Here is a 16,748-nt window from a genome sequence, read left to right as displayed (position 1 = left end):
ATGCAGATAGCCCTCCTCGCCCCATTGCCCCCTGAGCAGAACGGCATCGCCGATTACGCCGGCCACCTCAAGCAAGCGCTGGAGGACCTGGGCGTGCGCGTCAGAACGCCGCTGCACGGTGTCGGCAACGACCCCGACGCCGCCCGACAACGAGTGGCCGAAGCCGACTGGCACGGCATCGATCTGGTGCATGCCGAGATTGGCGGCGGCCGCCTCGCCGAGTTTCACGCCCTGCGCGCCTTGCGCCAGCGCTTCGCGCAGCTGCCGCTGACCGCCACCGTGCATGACCCGGAGCGTCTGGTGTGGCGCCGGCAACGGTTACCGTGGCCATTGTCGACGCTGACGTCGCTGCGCTCGCCACTGCCTGAAGTCGCTACGGTGCTGGCGGACCCGCTGTGCCTGCACGAAGAACGGCAACTGGCGCAGCACCTGACCCGTCTGATCACCCTGACCCACGCCGGCAATCGCAGCCTCATGGCGCGCATGAAGTTGCAACAGGCGCAGATGGCCGTCATCCCCCACGGCAATATGCCCATCGCGCCGACGCCCCTGCCGCCGCTGCAACCGCTCAAGCTGCTTTACTTCGGGTTCATCTATCGCGGCAAGGGCATCGAAGATCTGCTGGAGGCCCTGGCCCGGCTGGTGGTCGAAAAGCCCGCCCTGCGAGCGCGGGTGCGGCTGACGCTGGCCGGGGGCAGCGAGCCGGAAATGGCGTTCGGCGCCTCGGGCAGCTATCTGGAGCAACTGCGCCAGCGCATTCGCGAACTGGGCCTGACGGACTTGATCAGCTGGCACCTCGACCTGCCTGCCGAAGACATTCCCCTCGTGATTCAGGCCCATCACGTGATGGTCTTGCCGTACCGCGAGTCGAGCAAATTGAAGCTGCTGGGCAAGCTGCGCGGCACCAGCGGCGCGTTGTCCTGGGCCACGGCCTGTGGGCGCGGCGTGATCACCTCGGACGCGCGCTCGTTCGCCGAAGAGGTGTCCCACGGCAATGGCGAAATCTATCCGCAAGGCAACGTTGAGGCACTGACCGAGGCGCTGTCTAGGCTGTGCGAGCATCCCTATCAGGCACAGGCGTGGGCCGACCGGGCAGAAGCCCTGGGCCGGGAACGAGTCTGGAGCCTGACCGCCGAGCGGTTCCGGCACGTCTTCCAAACGGCATGCGAGGTGCACTGAATGAAGGGCAACGCGTTACTGACGATGACGCTGGTGAGCGTCTGTGCACTGACCGCGATCAGCCCGGCCGCCGAGGCCGAGACGATCCTGCGAGCGCAACGCCCGGTGGTCTGGAAAGATTTTCTGGGGGTCAACGTGCAGTTTCACTACTTCACCCCGGACATCTACCAGAAACAGATGAGCCGCCTCGACCAACTGGGCCTGGGCTGGATTCGCTGGACGCTACACTGGCCGGTGCTCGAGCCGGCACAGGGGCAATACAATCTCGATGCGCTGGACGCCGCCATGCGAACCGCCGAGCCCCATCACTACAACACCGTCGCTTATCTGGTGGGGTCCGCGGCGTTCGACAGCAGCGCGCCACAGGGCGCCAGCAACACCGATCAATACCCGCCCCGGGACGACACGATCTTCGCCGAGCGCATGACCGCCCTGGCCCAACGCTACCCGCAGGTCAGCCACTGGCAGGTGTGGAACGAGCCGAACATCGTCTGGCTGCCCCAGCCCGACCCGGTGGCGTATTACCACCTGCTGACCACTACCGCCACGGCCATTCGCAGCGCACTGCCGAACACCCCCATCGTCACCGCCGGTGTCGCCTATTACGGGCAGATGCGTGGCTCGACCGCCTACATGCTGCAATCAATGGTGGATCAGGGCCTGGCAGGGCAAAACATCGTCGCGGCATACCACCCCTACTCCGAATACCCCGAAGGCGACTCCGTGGCGGACCGCGATTTTCTGGTCCGCGCCACCCGCCTCAACGCCAGCCTGCACGACGCCGGCGTCAAACAGGTCTGGGCCACCGAGTGGGGCTGGTCCAGCTACAAAGGCCCGGTGGAGATGCAACGCATCATCGGCCTGGAGGGTCAGGCCGATTACACGCTCCGTCGTCTGGCGTTGATGAGCACCCTCGATTATCAGCGCATCTTCCTGTTCAACCTCAGCGACCTGGACGAACGCGCCACGCCCCGCGACAGAGGTTATGGCCTGCTCGACCTGAACGGCGAGCCCAAACCCGTCTACACGGCGATGAAGCACTTCTTCGATGTCACCGGCCCGACCCTGCAACCGGCCGACCCGCCCCCGGCGACCTCAGTGCCTGAAGACCTTTACGCCATTGCCTGGAACAAGCCGGACGGCACCCACCTGCTCATGGCCTGGAGCGCCAGCAGCGCGCACCTGACGTTCCCCGGCATCAAAAGCGCGACGCTGCACGACCCGCTCAGCGGCAGCCAGACCACGCTGGCCAGCGCCAAAGGCGTGGACATGGCCTTGACTCCGACCCTGCAAATCCTGTCCTGGAAACCCTAGTCATGCGCATTCTCTGGACGCTGCCCTATCTGCCCTGGCCCACCACCAGCGGCGGCAAGACACGGGAATATCACCTGCTGCGCAACCTGGCGGCGCGTGGGCATCGCATCACCCTGCTGGTGCAATCGAAAACCGAACTGGACGACGCCACCCGTGCCGCCCTCGAACCCTGGCTGGAGCGTTTGATCGTGGTGCCACGGCGGCCATTGCGCAGCGTCCGTACCTTGCTCGCCGTGGCCTTCGCCCGCCCGCCGATGCTGGCCAGTGCCAACGGCTTTTCGCCGCAACTGCAACAGGCATTCGAAACGCTGCTGCAAGAGCCATGGGACGTGATCCAGATCCAGCACAGCTACGCGTTCCAGCCGTTCGAGGCGCCGCTCAAACAGTCCGGCAAGCCGTTCATTCTGGTGGAGCACAACATTGAATCAGGGCTGGGGGCCGCGAGTTACCTGGACTTCCCGGCCTGGGCCAAACCCTTCGTGCGCTTTGATCAGTGGCGCTATCGGCAGTGGGAAAAACGGGTATTCCCCCTGACCCGCGAGCTGATCGCGGTCACCGAGGCCGATGCCAAAGGCCTGTCGCGCATGACCTCGCGGGCGACCCATCTGGTGGTCAACGGGGTGGATTGCGATTACTACGCCAAGGTCTGCCCGGACCGTTACAGCCGGCGTCTGCTGTTCATCGGCAATTACGAATACGGCCCCAATGTCGATGCCGTGCAATGGGCGCTCGACCACATCATGCCCAAGGTGTGGAACATCGATCCACTGGTGCGCCTGACGATCGGCGGCTATGCCCTGCCCCCGGACTGGCCGCAACGCTGGGCCGACCCGCGCATCGACTGGCTGGGTTACGTGCCTGATCTGCGCACGGTGCAGCGGGAGGCAGCGATTTTCTTCGCGCCTTTGCGCGAAGGCGGAGGCTCGAAGCTCAAGGTGCTGGAGGCCATGGCCGCAGGCCTTACCGTGGTCACTACGGCGCAAGGCTGTTCAGGCCTGACTGCAATCGAAGGCACGCATTACCTGCGCGGCGACGACGCCAATGCCCTCGCTCTGTCACTGGCCGAAGCCATCGAACAGCCCAACCGGCTGGCGGACATCGGCGAAGCGGGCCGTACCTATGTGCGTCAGTACCACGATTGGTCGGTGTCGGCCGCCCAGCTGGAAGGCATCTATTCGCGGGTTCATCAACAGGAGGACGCCCAGGCATGCGCGTAGGACTGGATTACCGCCCTGCAACGGGCTTTCCCAACAGCGGCATCGGTCGGCAGAACATTGCGCTGGAAGACGCCTTTCGCGCTCATCCCGACGTGAAGTTGCAGTTGTTCAGCGTTGGCCCTTATGACCACCCGATCCGCCGCATCGCCCACTGCCCCGCGTGGGAGACGCCGCTCAACGGCATTCATCGTCTGCCCGAACGTCTGCGCTTCGAGGCGCAGTTTCTGCCGCGTGCGCTGAAGGAAGCCGAGATTGAAATCTATGTCGCCAACCTGAACATGGGTTTGCCCATCGGCCCCAAGCCGGCCGGTATGCGCTACGTGTTGCAACTGCACGACCTGTTTCAGCTGACGATGCAGAACAATCACGGTTCAAGGCTCAAGGCCAGGGTTTATCGCCTGACCGATCAACTGTCGATCGGCCATTCGGTCAAGGTCGCCGACCGGGTCTGGGTGCCGTCGCAGTTCACCGCCGACGAAACCGTGCGGCTGTTCCCCGGCGCTCGCGACAAAATCCGGGTCATGCCCCATGTGGTCGAAGGCTTTGCGGTCGAACCCGTCGCGCCGGACACGCCGCTGCCCGAACGTTATTGGCTGTGTGTCGGCACCCGGGAGCCGCGCAAGAACATTCCGTTTTTCTTCGAGGCCTGGCAGATCGCCCGCCGTCAGTTCCCGAGAACGCCGGACCTGGTGCTGGTCGGGGGTGCCGACTGCCTCAACGCCGCCCAACGCGAGGCGCCCGGACTGCACGCCCTCAGCGGCCTCAGCGATGGTCAGCTGCATCATGTCTACCAACGCGCCGAGCGGCTGTGGCAGCCCTCGTATGGCGAAGGCTTCGGCCTGCCGGTGGTCGAAGCCTTGCGCGTCGGCACGCCGGTCGCGGTGGCGACGGGCTCGTCGCTGGACGAGGTGACGCCCGACGACAGCCCGCGCTTTTCCCCTACTGATCTCGCGGGCCTGGTGCGGCTGATGGGCGTGCTGTCCACCGCCGAGAGCCAAGACCCGGCGCCCTTGCGCGGCTGGGCCGAGCAATACGGGGTCGACGCCTTCCGCCAGCGCTTCAATGACAGGCTTGAGGAGCTGCGCTGATGCCGCTGGCATTGCCCATTGGCGCCTTCGTCGCGCTGCTGTTCGGGGTGCTGATCCTGCTGTTGCCGCCGCTCAAAGTCATGCTGGCGCTGGTGGGTGTGGCTGCGGTCCTGGCCATCGTGCGGCGCCCGCTGCGCGGTCTGTTGCTGTTCGGGGTACTGGCGACCTTTCTGCCCTATGCCACCGTGCAGATCGGCATTCGCACCACGGTATCGGAAGCGCTGTTGATGCTGATCTGGGTGAGTCTCGTGGCCCATCGCCTGTTCGCGCCATACAGCCCGCCGCTGCGCCTGATGCGCACCGAGCGCTGGCTGATCGCGCTGATGCTGTTCAGCGCATTGCCCTTCGTGGTCGGGCAACTGATGGTTCATGCCGAGGGCAATGGCCCGATCAACTGGGTGCGCTGGCTGTTCAACCTGTCGCCGTTGTTTCTAGTGCCGCGCCTGCTCAATGACGCGCAATCCCGGGAACGGATGACTCTCGCCCTGCTGCTCGGCACGCTGTTGCTGTTGCTGCTGTCGATCCCGGTGTACCTGAAAAACGGCAACTCGACGGCGATCATTGCCATCATCGGCGGCCTGGGCTACAGCAATCTGGACACCCTCAACGAAGGCCTCAGCGGATTCTCCACGCGCATGGGCACACCATGGACCCACCCCAACATCGCTGGCGGCGCAATGGCCATGCTGCTGCCGCTGGCGTTCTGCATCGGCGTCACCCGGGACGGCGCGATGCGTGTGCTGGGTCTGGCCGTAGGGGTGCTGGCCTTGGCCGGCTTGTTGTTCACGGGCTCGCGAGGGGCACTGGTGAGTCTGGTGGTGGTCATGTGCTGGATGGCGCGCAGGCGCGTGCCGTACGTGGGGCGCATGTTGATGGCCGGCATTTTTCTCGGCTGCTTGCTGCTCATGTTCTACCCGCCTCTGCAGGAGCGGATCGCCGGGCTGTTCACCAGCGACGACGCCAGCACCGCGGTGCGTTTTGAGGAGTATTCGCACTTTCCCGACGCGGTACGTGCCTTCCCGCTGGGCATCGGCTTCAAGGTCGACCCGCCCGTTCCGGGCACGCGGCTATGGGGCATTTCCAACCTTTGGTTGAACTACATCTACAAGCTGGGCCTGCCGGGCATGCTGCTGTTCGTCGGCGTCACGGTCAGTTGGTGGCGCGAGGCGAAACTGCCGCGCAATCTCGTCACACTGAATCGCGACACCGCGCTGTGGCTGGGCACGCGTGTGGGGGTGATGGCAGCGTTGTTCAGCGGCGTGTTCGACCACTATTTCAGCTTTACCACGGTGCTGATCGCGCTGTTCTGGCTGCTGCTCGGGCTCAATCTGCATGAAGCTCGGCGCCTGCAACGAAGCGCGCGCGACACCGAATCCGATCCGGGGGAACGACCATGAAGCACCGCATGATGCATTCACACAACCTGCGTGAGGCCTTGCCGGACTACGCGCGCAAGATGGGGGTCAGCGTCGGAGAACTGGAAAGCACCTATGACTGGATGCTGGCCAACGAGGTGTGTTTCGAGACGCCGATGAAAGACAAGACCCTGTGTTTCATCAGCTACCTCGACATTCAGTCGCGCATCGAGAATCCGCTGGCGCGGCGCTTCTATCGGCTGCTGACCCGCGAGACCCCCGGCGCGTTGATTCCGTTGTACGGCATCAACTGGCCCACCTTGCGCGACCGCCTGCTGCGCACCTGGGAGCAGGCGTACAACATTCTGATCTGCAAGATCCCCAGCCACACCCTGCGCCTGTTCTGGCTGCGCGTGGGCGGGGCCAAGATTGGCAAGGGCTCGACGGTGTGGCGCAACACGGAAATCCTCGGCGTCGATGGCTTGCGAATCGGCGACGACAGCACGGTGGGCTGGCATTGCCAACTGGACGCCCGGGGCGGGCTGTTCATCGGCAACCACGTCACCATCGCCTCTCACGTGCTGATCATCGCGGGCGGGCACGACCTCAAGGCCCCGGAATTCTGGGCCGTGGGCGGGCCGGTGTATGTGCGCGACTACGCGTGGATCGCCAGCCGGGCGCTGTTGTCGTTCGGCGCGGACGTGGGCGAAGGCGCCGTGGTGGGCGGCGGTTCGGTGGTGTCAAAACCAATCCCGCCCTACGCCATCGTCAGCGGCCCGAATGCCGAGATCAAAGGGGAACGCGCCCGTGGCCTCAACTACAAAGTGGGCGGCAAAGGCCTGTTCACTTTGTTTCACTGAGCCGCGTCGATGTTGGGCTCGACGTTGTGGCTGACCCTCGCCACCCTGACCGGGCTGGCGGCCGGATTCGCTCGCGAGTGGCTGTTGGTGGCGGCCTGGGGCGCGGGTGAGCGCAGCGATGCGTTTTTGGTGTCGCTGTTTCTGCCCGAGGCGTTGCGCATGGCCCTGGCGGCAGGGTTGCTGAGCGCCGCCGCGTTGCCCCTGTATCAGCAACGCGACGCGCAGGCGCAGCGCGACTGGCTGAGTGCAATGGTGCCCCGCGTGCTGCTGTGCGGGTTGGGCATCAGTGGGCTGTTGAGTGTGGGCGCGCCGTTTTGGGTAAGGCTGATCGGCCCTGGACTGGTCACCGAGGGCTACGGGCTGGCGGCCGGATCGCTGCAATGGCTGGCCTGGTCGGCACCGGGCTTTCTGCTGCACGCCCTGCTCTGCGTGCCGTTGCAGGCGCGTTCGCGGTTTGTCCTGGCGGGGCTGGGTTCGCTGCTGTTCAACCTGCCGCCCGTCCTTTATCTCGCCGTGATGCGCCACGCCGCAACGCCGACGGGTCTGGCCTGTGCCTGCCTGCTGGGCAGCCTGCTGATGCCCGGTCTACTGCTGCCTTCGTTATGCGGCGAAGGCTGGCGCCCCTGGCATGTCAACCGCGCGCCCGGCGCCGGACGTGAGCTGTTGCAGCGCATCGGACCGCTGCTCAGCAGCAACCTGGCGAGTCAGGGCCTGGCGCTGCTGGAGCGGATGGTGGCGTCATTGCTGGGGGAAGGCGCGGTGACCTGGGTCAACCTGGCCCGCAAGCTGATCAACCTGCCGCTGATAGCGCTGATGAGCCTGAATCAGGTGCTGTTGGGGCTGATGAGCGGTGCCGAAGGTAAACAGCGCATGGCCTTGCTGCGCAGCGGGTTGAGCAGCGCCACGCTGTTGACCGTTCCCGCCGTGGCCGGATTGATCGGCGCAGCAGGGGCATTGGTGGCGCTGCTGCTGCCGAATCAGGCGGTCGATGGTCCGCTGCCGGGGCTGCTGGCGTGGTTCGCCGTGCCGCTGATGTTCGGCGCCTGGAACGCCCTGCTCGCCCGTTATGCCTATGCCGCCGGGGACACCCGCCTGCCGCTGGCTTGCGAGCTCACGGGCAGTCTGCTCAACGCCGTGTCGCTTGCTCTGTTGCCATTTTTCTTCGGGCTGATCGGCATCGCTATGGCGGCACTCGCCGGAGCCATGCTCACCGGTGTCCTGCTGATGCGCCGCCAGGGACTGCTCGATGTCCTGCCCTGGCGTCAGCAGTGGCTGCTCGGTGCCGGCGTGATGCTGCTGGCCGCGACGCTGCTGCACCCCCTGGGCAATGTCTGGCTGCAATTGGGGTTGAGTTGCGCATACGGCGCGGCGTTGCTGGCGGGGTTGGCGCTGTGGTTGAGGCCGTGGCGGGAGACGCAGCGTTGATCGGCGGAGGGCGGTTCACTTGCGCAGTGTCAGACAAAACCGGGCGCAGAGCTTGCTGCCGCTGCGCGCCAGATCGCTGCCGTCGTGCCTCCGGCGTCTCCTACAGAACTGAATTGGCCCCATGAAGTTGGAGGCCACTCCACGCCTTGTAGGAGCCGCCGGAGGTACGACGGCAGCGAAAGCGGCGTGACAGACACCGCATTTCTGCTGGCCTGCCACGGTTGCCGCCGGTCAATTGGCTTGCTTCACGCCCTCTCCAATATCCGATCAATTTTGCTGCCGCTGCGCGCCGATCGCTGCCGTCGTGCCTCCGGCGTCTCCTACAGAACTGAATTGGTCCCAAGAAGTTGGACACCACTCCACGCCTTGTAGGAGCCGCCGGAGGTACGACGGCAGCGAAAGCGGCGTGACAGACACCCCATTTTTGCTGGCCTGCCATGGTTGCCGCCCGTCAATCGGCTTGCTTCACGCCCTTTCCGATATCTCGATCAGGTTCAAATCCGGATCGCGCACGTACACCGAACGAATCGGGCCGGTCGCGCCGGTGCGCATCACCGGGCCTTCGATGATGGGCCAGGGCGCGGCGTTGAGGCGGGCGATGACCTCGTCCAGCGGGATCGAGGCGATGAAGCACAGGTCCAGGGCGCCAGGGACGGGGACGTGGGCTTTGGGTTCGAACTCTTTGCCGCGCAGGTGCAGGTTGATTTTCTGCTGGCCGAAAGTGAATGCCATGCGCCCCGCGCCGAAGGTTTCCAAGTGCATGCCAAGCACGCGGGTGTAGAAATCCACGGTGGCGTCAGCATCCACTGCGGTGAGGACCAGATGGTCAAGGTGATCGATCATGTCGCGCTCCGTGTGTGGTTCAAATGAGGCCCCGTGCCCGCCATGCCGCGCGCTGTTCGGCATTGATGCCCAATTCTGCCAGGACCTCATCGGTGTGTTGCCCGAGGGTCGGGGCCGGACGACTCACACCGCCCGGCGTGGTGCCCAGTTTCGGCACGATACCCGGCAACGTGACCGGCGTGCCGTCGTCCAGCTGACCGTCCAGCAGCATGTCCCGCGCCTGGTAATGCGGATCGCTGGCGATGTCTGCCGCGTCGTAGATTTTCCCGGCGGGAATTCGCGCCGCCGTGAGTCTGGCCAGCACGTCGTCGAGGTCGAGGCTCGCCGCCCAGGCAGAGATCGCCGCGTCGATCAGCTCCACCTGCTTCACCCGGCCATCGTTGTGCGCCAGCGCCGGGTCGGACGCCAGATCGGGGCGCTCGATCAAGGCCATTAGCCGCTGATAGATGCTGTCGCCATTGCCGGCGATCAGCGCGTATCGGCCATCGCGGCAGCGGTACGCGTTGGACGGCGCGATCCCTGGCAGGCTGCTCCCCGCCGGTTGCCGCACGGCGCCGAACACCGAGTATTCGGGAATCAGGCTTTCCATCATGTTGAACACCGACTCGTACAGCGCGACGTCGATTTCCTGACCCTCGCCGCCGTTCTGATCGCGATGCCGCAAGGCCAGCAACACACCAATGACGCCATGCAGCGCCGACAGCGAATCGCCGATCGAAACGCCCACTCGAACCGGCGTGCGGCCTGTCTCACCCGACAGGTGCCGCAAGCCGCCCATGGCCTCGCCCACCACGCCGAAGCCGGGACGATCGCGATACGGCCCGGTCTGGCCATAGCCGGAGACGCGCAGCATCACCAGCTTGGGGTTCAGTGCGTGCAGTTCTTTCCAGCCCAGCCCCCAACCTTCCAGCGTGCCGGGGCGAAAGTTCTCCACCAGCACATCGGCTTCGGCGAGCAATGTGCGCACTACGTCCTGACCTTCAGGTTCGCGCAGGTCGAGGGTCACCGAGCGCTTGTTGCGAGAGGACACCGCCCACCACACCGATGTGCCTTCGTGCAACAGGCGCCATTTGCGCAGGGGGTCGCCGGTGCCCGGCGGTTCGATTTTGATCACATCGGCGCCGAACTCACCCAGCATCTTCGCCGCGAACGGCCCGGCGATCAGCTGCCCGAGTTCGATGACCCGAATCCCTTGCAGTGGCTTTTGCATGACGTGCCCTTTCTGGTCTGAAAAAAGTCGCGTCATTGTCGGCTATCCCGAGCGGAAATCCAGCGCCGATTCATGCCTCCCTTCACGACGAACCGCAATCGCTCAGGCGTGTTCGCTGTCCCAAAAGCGCTTGTACATCCCCAACCGCCGCTTCAGGGGCCGCGACAGGCGCGCCTCTTCCTTGCCCAGTTTGAACGCCAGCAGCTTCAGGCCGTTGCGCAGAAACGACGACGGCCACAGATACCAGCGTCGGGCGCCGAGAAAATCCAGCTCGGACTTCACGTAGCGAAACCCTTCTTTTCGGGCGCCACCGAAGCGCGCGTGAATCCACGATTCCCGGGCCTGGAAGACGCCGATGTCGAAGTACCGGCGAAATTCTTCGCGCAAGCTGTAGTTGTGGGAATGCCGACACACGGCCGAGCCCTGATAAGCGACTTTCCAATGGGACAGCAGCATCCGCGCGGCGACGTACATGTCTTCGGACAGAATGACGTGGCGCGGGAACCCGCCCACCGCCCGCAGCGCATCGCGCCGGTAAGCGGCGAACGAGTTGGACATGAACGGCACCTTGATGCCCATTTCCGGAATGTCGGCGAGGGTTTTGATCCGCGACACCGGGGGATAGTTGAACCAGCGCGCGTGCTGCGCCAGCACTGTGGCATCGAGGTGCGGCAACTGACGGCCACACGCGGCGCCGACCAGAGGGTCTTCGAACGGCAGGAGGATGTTTTCCACCGCCCGCGGGTCTTCGAGGTAGGCGTCTTGGGTCAGGTAGACGAACACGTCGTAGCCGGGATGAGTCTCGGCCATCATCTGCCGGGTGCCGCCGTGGTTGAAATCCTTACTGGCGATCTGCACGGCGTGGGCGCAGCGCGCGCGGGCCAATTCCCACGTGCCATCGGTGGAGCTGGAGTCGACAATCAGCGTGTCGAAGGTCGCGGTTTGCGCAGCGAGCGAATCGAGCAAACGCTCAAGCTCCCTGCGCCCGTTGTAGGTCGGAATCACACAAGCCACGCGCAAAGGCTGCATAACAATACTCCGGGGCAAATACAGGATACCCATTTGTCATGACGCACTTTGAGCGTAGCTCAGGTTTTGGCGATTGGATCCAGCCGCCTGTCAGCCCAGCACCTCGCTTAACGGGATGAAATTCAGCAGATCGCCTTCGACGACGGTGGTGCCTTCCATGATCTCGATCAGCCCGTCGGCCCAGGCCGCGCTGCGCAACACGCCGGAGCTCTGGTTGCGATAGGCGATCAATCGGCCTTGCTTCAGCCGACCGCGCAGGTACTCGCGACGGGTGCCGGGTTTGGGCCAGGCGAAACCGGCGGGCACCTTGAAGTGCAGCGGTTTGACCTCGGCGACGCTCAGACGACGCAGCAGATAAGGCCGGGCCAGCAAGGCGAACGTCACCAGCGTCGACGCCGGGTTGCCTGGCAAGCCGATGACCGGAACGCCTCGAAAATGGCCGAAGGTCAACGGCTTGCCCGGTTTGATGGCGAGTTTCCACAGCGAAATTTCGCCCTCTTCCCGCAGCGCATGGCCAAGGAAATCCGCCTCACCCACCGACACGCCGCCCGTGGACAGGATCAGGTCGACATCGCTCAAGGCCCCGAGCGCTGCACGGGTTTTTTCCAGGTCGTCGGCCAGAATGCCGGCGTCCACCACTTCGCAGCCCAGTCGCTCAAGCCAGCTGCACAGCAGCACGCGGTTGCTGTTGTAGATCTGTCCCGGCCCCAGTGGCTGACCCGGCTCGATCAACTCATCGCCCGTGGACAACACCGCCACCCGCGCCCGGCGCCTGACGCTCAACTCACCCAGCCCCAACGTGGCGGCCAGCCCCAGTTCGATGGGAGTCATCACGGTGCCAGCGTCCAATACCTTGTCGCCGACCGTGGTTTCCTGGCCTTTGGGGCGGATGTTGAGGTCGGCGCGCAACGGCTCCAGAAAGCGCACGCGCTCATCAGCCTGGACCTCGGCGTTTTCCTGCATTTCCACACAGTCCGCGCCTTCCGGGACCGGGGCACCGGTGAAAATCCGCGCGCAAGTGCCGGGCTGCAACGGCAACGGCGCGTGCCCGGCGAAGATCCGCTGGCTGACTGGCAATGGCTCGCCCGTCCAGTCGGCGACACGCAGGGCGTAACCGTCCATGGCACTGTTCGGCCACGGCGGCAGATCGAGGGTGGAGATCAAATCGTCGGCAAGGATGCGCCCTTGGGCGTCGGCCAAGGCGACGGTTTCACACTCGGTGATCGGCGCGTCGGCGGCCAGGGCCATCAGGCGTTCCATGGCCTCTTCCACCGGAATCAGGCCACGCGGTTCAGGCTTGCTCATCGATTGTCATCCACGGGGCGCGCAAGGCTCGGCTTTTTTCAGGTGCGGCACGAAATTGCAGGGGCGGAAGCTATTGTTCAGTTGATCGGCCAGAATCCCGTCCCAACCGGTGCGCACGGCGTTGGTCGAACCCGGCAGGCAGCAGACCAGCGTGCCGTTGGCCAGCCCCGCCAACGCGCGGGATTGAATGGTCGAGCTGCCGATATCCGGCACTGAAATCTGCCGGAACAGCTCACCGAAGCCATCGACCTGTTTGTCCAGCAGGCACGCCACGGCTTCGGGGGTGCTGTCACGGCCGGTGAAGCCCGTGCCGCCGGTGATCAGCACCACTTGCACGTCATCATCGGCAATCCACGTCGCGACCTGGGCGCGGATTTTGTAGAGGTCGTCCTTGAGCAGCTTTCGGTCGATCAGGCCATGACCGGCGGCGGTAAGGCGATCGACGAACATCTGCCCCGAGGTATCGTTTTCGAAGGTGCGGGTGTCGCTCACGGTCAGAACGGCAATGTTCAGCGGCACGAACGGGGTCTCAGCCTTGGCTTTCATCAGCGGGTCCGGTTGTAGGGAAAACAGTCCGGTGTTATATCACAGCACCTCTCATTTCTCTGCTGGACGAGTGCATCATGACCGCTTCCGACACCCTGCCGCCCTGCTCGATCCTGCTGCTGGCCGGCGGTCAGGGTCAGCGCATGGGCGGCCGTGACAAGGGCCTGATCGACTGGCGTGGCGAGCCATTGATACAGCACCTTCATCGTCTGACCCGCCCCTTGACCGACGACCTGATCATTTCCTGCAATCGCAACCAGGAGCGTTATGCGCCGCTGGCCGACCGCCTGGTTGAAGACGACGAAAGCGGTTTTCCCGGCCCCTATGCAGGTATCCGCGCCGGGATCGCCGTGGCGCGCCATGACGTTCTGCTGGTCATGCCCTGCGATCAACCGCTGCTGGACCTTGCCCTGCTGACCGCTCTGCGGCAAAAGGCGTTCGAGCATCCCGGCCGACCGGTGATGGTCCGCGAAGGCGAACAGTGGCAACCGTTGCTGTGCTGCATCCCTACCGTTCACGCGGCGGTTTTCGAGCAGCATTGGCAACAGGGCCAGCGCAGCCCGCGCCGGACCCTGGCCGAACTGGGTGCCGTGGCCTTGCAATGCGACGAGGGCGACACCAGGCTGGCGAACCTCAATACACCGGACGTTTTGGCGTCATTCGCACGCTGATTCGGCCAGACGCCAAGGATGGGCATCTTTCATGGAACTTTGCCGACAACCTCCGCGTCAGAACCGTCACTACATAAAGAATCACCCTCGGAGACACAGTAATGAAATCACGGACTATTCCCGCAGCCTTCCTGCTCGCACTGGGCCTCGCCACCCTCGCCGGTTGCTCATCGCCGACGGTGATCACCCTGAACGATGGCCGTGAAATCCAGGCCACCGACACGCCGAAGTACGACGAAGAGTCCGGTTTCTACGAGTTCAAGCAGCTGGACGGCAAAGAAACCCGCATCAATAAAGATCAGGTGCGTACCGTCAAAGAGCTGTGAAGCCTGACTGACGCCAACTGATCGAACACCAGAACCCGCCTCTCGAGGCGGGTTTTTCATGTCCCGGAGTCGGTCGCTGATGCAGTGAAAGTTTCGGAGGCTGTGCGTCAGCCGCGAGAACATTGAGTGGGCTAGACTCGCCCTCCCACGCCATCAAGGAAGCAGGTTGTATGCAGATTTCAGGGGCGATCCCGCTGCTGCGGATTTTTTCCGAAGAACAGGCCAAAGCGTTTTACGTGGACTTTCTGGGCTTTCACATCGAGTGGGAGCATCGCTTCGAAAAGGACTTGCCGCTGTATGCCCAAGCGCGCCGAGGCGATCTGGTGATTCACCTGACCGGCCATCACGGCGACGCCACACCGGGCTCGACGGTTTTCGTGCCGGTCACCGACATCGACAGCCTGCATGCCGAGCTGAACGCCAAGCGCTACACACACGCTCGGCCTGGCATCCAGCAACAGGGGTGGGGCAAGGTGATGGAAATTGTCGACCCGTTTGGCAATCGGCTGCGGTTTTGTGAATTGAGCGACGACTGAAGCTCAAACGGCAGTGTTTGGGCGCATTGACCGATAGACCAGACTCGGCGCCTGCCCCGGCACGTCGTCGAGGGTGTCAATGCGCGACATGCCGACCTTTTCCAGCACCCGTATCGAGGCGTAATGCAGGGGCCTGACGATGGCGTACACCTCAGGCACGCGCAGTTCAGCAAATCCGAAGTCCAGCGCCGCCTGACTCAGCTCGGTGGCGAACCCCTGCCCCCATGCCTGCGGCCCGAAGCGATAGCCGAGGTTCAGGCGCAATACGTCGCCATAGAGGCGCGCATCGAGACCACCGAAACCGATCACCTCGTCGGGCGTTTCGCGGGTGCTGATCGCCCATTGCCCATAGCCCTGTTCTAGCCAGTGCGCCAGCCAGCCGTTGAGCAGGGAGTGCGCCTGATCACGCTGGGTCAGTGGCCCGAACGGGTTGAATTGATGGGTCGCCGGGTCGCCGTAGATGGCGAACAGACTGGCGAGATCATCGGGGGTGGGCGGTCTGAGGATCAGGCGGTCAGTGGTTCGCTGCATCGTGAGGGACCTTTCTTAAAATGGGCGTGGAAACCAGATGACCGGAGTTAACACCAAAGGCAAGACGAACACACGAGAGAGCTTGCTCACGAACGCGGTCGCCTTCACAGCTGGGTGAAGGACGACCCGCCATGGGTGCGCACGCTCACTCCCTCAGAGGCCCCCGCTCAACCCGGTAGAGACGCCTCGCGCCAAGATGGAGCTAGACCGCCAACAAGCGCTCGCGCAACTTGCCAATTTCGTCGCGCATTTGTGCCGCGGCTTCGAACTCCAGGTCGCGGGCCAGTTGGTACATCTTCTCTTCCAACTGACGGATGCGTTTGCTGATCTCGCTCGGCGAGCGCAATTCGGCCTCGTACTTGGCGTTCTCTTCGGCGGCCTTGGCCATGCCTTTGCGCTTTTTGCTGCGTGATCCCGGTACGGTGGCGCCTTCCATGATGTCGGCGACGTCCTTGAACACGCCTTTTGGAATGATGCCGTTTTCCAGGTTGAAGGCGATCTGCTTCTCGCGACGGCGCTCGGTCTCGCCAATCGCCCGCTCCATGGAGCCGGTGATGTTGTCGGCGTACAGAATCGCCCGCCCGTTGAGGTTCCGTGCCGCGCGGCCGATGGTCTGGATCAGCGAGCGTTCGGAACGCAGGAAGCCTTCCTTGTCGGCGTCGAGGATCGCCACCAGCGACACCTCCGGCATGTCCAGGCCTTCGCGCAACAGGTTAATGCCCACCAACACGTCGAAGGTGCCCAGACGCAGGTCGCGAATGATCTCCACCCGCTCCACCGTGTCGATGTCCGAGTGCAGATAGCGCACCCGCACGCCGTGGTCGGCCAGGTAATCGGTGAGGTCTTCGGACATGCGCTTGGTCAACGTGGTGACCAACACCCGCTCTTCCAGATCGACCCGTTTTTTGATCTCCGACAGCAGATCGTCCACTTGCGTGAGAGCCGGGCGAATCTCGATCTGCGGGTCCACCAGACCGGTCGGCCGCACCACCTGCTCGACCGTACGACCGGCGTGTTCACCTTCATACGGGCCGGGGGTCGCCGAGACAAAAATGGTCTGCGGACTGACGCCTTCCCATTCATCGAAGCGCATGGGCCGGTTGTCCAGCGCCGACGGCAGCCGGAAACCGTATTCCACCAAGGTTTCCTTGCGCGACCGGTCGCCTTTGTACATCGCACCCACCTGCGGCACGCTGACGTGGGATTCGTCGATCACCAACAGCGCGTCCGCCGGCAGATAGTCGTAGAGGGTGGGCGGTGGCGCCCCGGCAGGACGGCCGGACAGGTAGCGCGAGTAGTTCTCGATGCCGTTG

17 protein-coding genes are annotated in these 16,748 nt (G+C 64.1%); 10 read left to right on the top strand and 7 right to left on the bottom strand.

Translation table 11 applies throughout. The annotated features are described in order from the left end of the window. Genes B3N48_RS07780 through B3N48_RS07750 form a run of 7 tightly spaced genes read left to right on the top strand, consistent with a single transcriptional unit; the run spans position 1 to position 8,438 of the window. Positions 1-1,179, top strand: coding sequence for a glycosyltransferase (locus B3N48_RS07780; RefSeq protein ID WP_296181723.1), 1,179 nt, complete (start codon positions 1-3; stop codon positions 1,177-1,179). After that, positions 1,180-2,493, top strand: a complete 1,314-nt coding sequence (locus tag B3N48_RS07775) for a cellulase family glycosylhydrolase (RefSeq protein WP_296181720.1) — start codon at positions 1,180-1,182, stop codon at positions 2,491-2,493. A gap of 2 nt (positions 2,494-2,495) precedes the next feature. Further along, positions 2,496-3,710 (top strand): glycosyltransferase family 4 protein, encoded by a 1,215-nt coding sequence (locus tag B3N48_RS07770; protein WP_296181718.1) that lies wholly within the window; start codon positions 2,496-2,498, stop codon positions 3,708-3,710. Then, positions 3,701-4,798, top strand: a complete 1,098-nt coding sequence (locus tag B3N48_RS07765) for a glycosyltransferase family 4 protein (protein WP_296181716.1) — start codon at positions 3,701-3,703, stop codon at positions 4,796-4,798. The genes B3N48_RS07770 and B3N48_RS07765 overlap by 10 nt, the downstream gene beginning before the upstream one ends. After that, positions 4,798-6,195 (top strand): O-antigen ligase family protein, encoded by a 1,398-nt coding sequence (locus tag B3N48_RS07760; RefSeq protein WP_296181714.1) that lies wholly within the window; start codon positions 4,798-4,800, stop codon positions 6,193-6,195. Before B3N48_RS07765 ends, B3N48_RS07760 begins: the two co-directional genes overlap by 1 nt. Beyond that, positions 6,192-7,013 carry an acyltransferase gene (locus B3N48_RS07755; RefSeq protein WP_296181713.1) on the top strand — a complete coding sequence of 274 codons (822 nt, stop codon included), beginning with the start codon at positions 6,192-6,194 and terminating at the stop codon, positions 7,011-7,013. Before B3N48_RS07760 ends, B3N48_RS07755 begins: the two co-directional genes overlap by 4 nt. Positions 7,014-7,022: 9 nt before the next feature. Beyond that, positions 7,023-8,438 (top strand): lipid II flippase MurJ, encoded by a 1,416-nt coding sequence (locus B3N48_RS07750; protein ID WP_296181710.1) that lies wholly within the window; start codon positions 7,023-7,025, stop codon positions 8,436-8,438. 465 nt (positions 8,439-8,903) lie between these two features. Here B3N48_RS07750 and B3N48_RS07745 read toward each other — a convergent pair whose 3' ends face one another. The 5 genes from B3N48_RS07745 to moaB form a co-directional block, all read right to left on the bottom strand. Beyond that, positions 8,904-9,281 carry a VOC family protein gene (locus tag B3N48_RS07745; protein ID WP_296181707.1) on the bottom strand — a complete coding sequence of 126 codons (378 nt, stop codon included), beginning with the start codon at positions 9,279-9,281 and terminating at the stop codon, positions 8,904-8,906. A gap of 19 nt (positions 9,282-9,300) precedes the next feature. Further along, the gene (locus tag B3N48_RS07740; RefSeq protein WP_296181705.1) at positions 9,301-10,491 is read right to left on the bottom strand and encodes a CaiB/BaiF CoA transferase family protein; all 1,191 of its coding nucleotides are present in this window, start codon (positions 10,489-10,491) and stop codon (positions 9,301-9,303) included. Positions 10,492-10,593: 102 nt separating this feature from the next. Then, complete coding sequence (locus tag B3N48_RS07735) at positions 10,594-11,520, bottom strand: glycosyltransferase (protein WP_296181702.1); 927 nt, start codon at positions 11,518-11,520, stop codon at positions 10,594-10,596. 90 nt (positions 11,521-11,610) lie between these two features. Continuing rightward, positions 11,611-12,825: a gephyrin-like molybdotransferase Glp gene (glp, locus tag B3N48_RS07730; protein ID WP_296181700.1), complete on the bottom strand. Its 1,215-nt coding sequence runs from the start codon at positions 12,823-12,825 to the stop codon at positions 11,611-11,613. A 6-nt stretch (positions 12,826-12,831) separates the two neighbouring features. Beyond that, positions 12,832-13,371 (bottom strand): molybdenum cofactor biosynthesis protein B, encoded by a 540-nt coding sequence (moaB, locus tag B3N48_RS07725; RefSeq protein ID WP_296181697.1) that lies wholly within the window; start codon positions 13,369-13,371, stop codon positions 12,832-12,834. Positions 13,372-13,448: 77 nt separating this feature from the next. On the opposite strand from moaB, the gene mobA reads away from it, so the two are divergent. The 3 genes from mobA to B3N48_RS07710 all read left to right on the top strand — a co-directional run bounded on the left by mobA (position 13,449) and on the right by B3N48_RS07710 (position 14,904). Beyond that, positions 13,449-14,042 (top strand): molybdenum cofactor guanylyltransferase MobA, encoded by a 594-nt coding sequence (gene mobA, locus B3N48_RS07720; RefSeq protein WP_296181695.1) that lies wholly within the window; start codon positions 13,449-13,451, stop codon positions 14,040-14,042. A 101-nt stretch (positions 14,043-14,143) separates the two neighbouring features. Then, positions 14,144-14,368 (top strand): YgdI/YgdR family lipoprotein, encoded by a 225-nt coding sequence (locus tag B3N48_RS07715; RefSeq protein ID WP_296181693.1) that lies wholly within the window; start codon positions 14,144-14,146, stop codon positions 14,366-14,368. Positions 14,369-14,538: 170 nt separating this feature from the next. Next, positions 14,539-14,904, top strand: a complete 366-nt coding sequence (locus tag B3N48_RS07710) for a glyoxalase superfamily protein (protein ID WP_296181691.1) — start codon at positions 14,539-14,541, stop codon at positions 14,902-14,904. Positions 14,905-14,907: 3 nt separating this feature from the next. On the opposite strand, the gene B3N48_RS07705 is transcribed toward B3N48_RS07710, so the two are convergent. Further along, positions 14,908-15,435, bottom strand: coding sequence for a GNAT family N-acetyltransferase (locus B3N48_RS07705; RefSeq protein WP_296181688.1), 528 nt, complete (start codon positions 15,433-15,435; stop codon positions 14,908-14,910). A gap of 202 nt (positions 15,436-15,637) precedes the next feature. Then, the coding region (locus tag B3N48_RS07700; RefSeq protein WP_296181686.1) for a helicase-related protein at positions 15,638-16,748 on the bottom strand (1,111 nt) is incomplete at its 5' end.

Origin of the sequence: Pseudomonas sp. UBA1879, assembly GCF_002338065.1 — a bacterium.
Taxonomy (GTDB): domain Bacteria; phylum Pseudomonadota; class Gammaproteobacteria; order Pseudomonadales; family Pseudomonadaceae; genus Aquipseudomonas.
The sequence above is the reverse complement of the archived record's forward strand: the minus strand, read 5'-3'. Positions and strand labels throughout refer to the sequence as shown.

Bases quoted from the DNA above. Each gene is read 5' to 3' on its own strand.
- moaB (WP_296181697.1), bottom strand. From the start codon at position 13,371: ATGAAAGCCAAGGCTGAGACCCCGTTCGTGCCGCTGAACATTGCCGTT.
- B3N48_RS07745 (WP_296181707.1), bottom strand. From the start codon at position 9,281: ATGATCGATCACCTTGACCATCTGGTCCTCACCGCAGTGGATGCTGAC.
- B3N48_RS07735 (WP_296181702.1), bottom strand. From the start codon at position 11,520: ATGCAGCCTTTGCGCGTGGCTTGTGTGATTCCGACCTACAACGGGCGC.
- mobA (WP_296181695.1), top strand. From the start codon at position 13,449: ATGACCGCTTCCGACACCCTGCCGCCCTGCTCGATCCTGCTGCTGGCC.
- B3N48_RS07765 (WP_296181716.1), top strand. From the start codon at position 3,701: ATGCGCGTAGGACTGGATTACCGCCCTGCAACGGGCTTTCCCAACAGC.
- B3N48_RS07770 (WP_296181718.1), top strand. From the start codon at position 2,496: ATGCGCATTCTCTGGACGCTGCCCTATCTGCCCTGGCCCACCACCAGC.
- B3N48_RS07705 (WP_296181688.1), bottom strand. From the start codon at position 15,435: ATGCAGCGAACCACTGACCGCCTGATCCTCAGACCGCCCACCCCCGAT.
- glp (WP_296181700.1), bottom strand. From the start codon at position 12,825: ATGAGCAAGCCTGAACCGCGTGGCCTGATTCCGGTGGAAGAGGCCATG.
- B3N48_RS07780 (WP_296181723.1), top strand. From the start codon at position 1: ATGCAGATAGCCCTCCTCGCCCCATTGCCCCCTGAGCAGAACGGCATC.
- B3N48_RS07740 (WP_296181705.1), bottom strand. From the start codon at position 10,491: ATGCAAAAGCCACTGCAAGGGATTCGGGTCATCGAACTCGGGCAGCTG.
- B3N48_RS07775 (WP_296181720.1), top strand. From the start codon at position 1,180: ATGAAGGGCAACGCGTTACTGACGATGACGCTGGTGAGCGTCTGTGCA.
- B3N48_RS07715 (WP_296181693.1), top strand. From the start codon at position 14,144: ATGAAATCACGGACTATTCCCGCAGCCTTCCTGCTCGCACTGGGCCTC.
- B3N48_RS07750 (WP_296181710.1), top strand. From the start codon at position 7,023: ATGTTGGGCTCGACGTTGTGGCTGACCCTCGCCACCCTGACCGGGCTG.
- B3N48_RS07710 (WP_296181691.1), top strand. From the start codon at position 14,539: ATGCAGATTTCAGGGGCGATCCCGCTGCTGCGGATTTTTTCCGAAGAA.
- B3N48_RS07760 (WP_296181714.1), top strand. From the start codon at position 4,798: ATGCCGCTGGCATTGCCCATTGGCGCCTTCGTCGCGCTGCTGTTCGGG.
- B3N48_RS07755 (WP_296181713.1), top strand. From the start codon at position 6,192: ATGAAGCACCGCATGATGCATTCACACAACCTGCGTGAGGCCTTGCCG.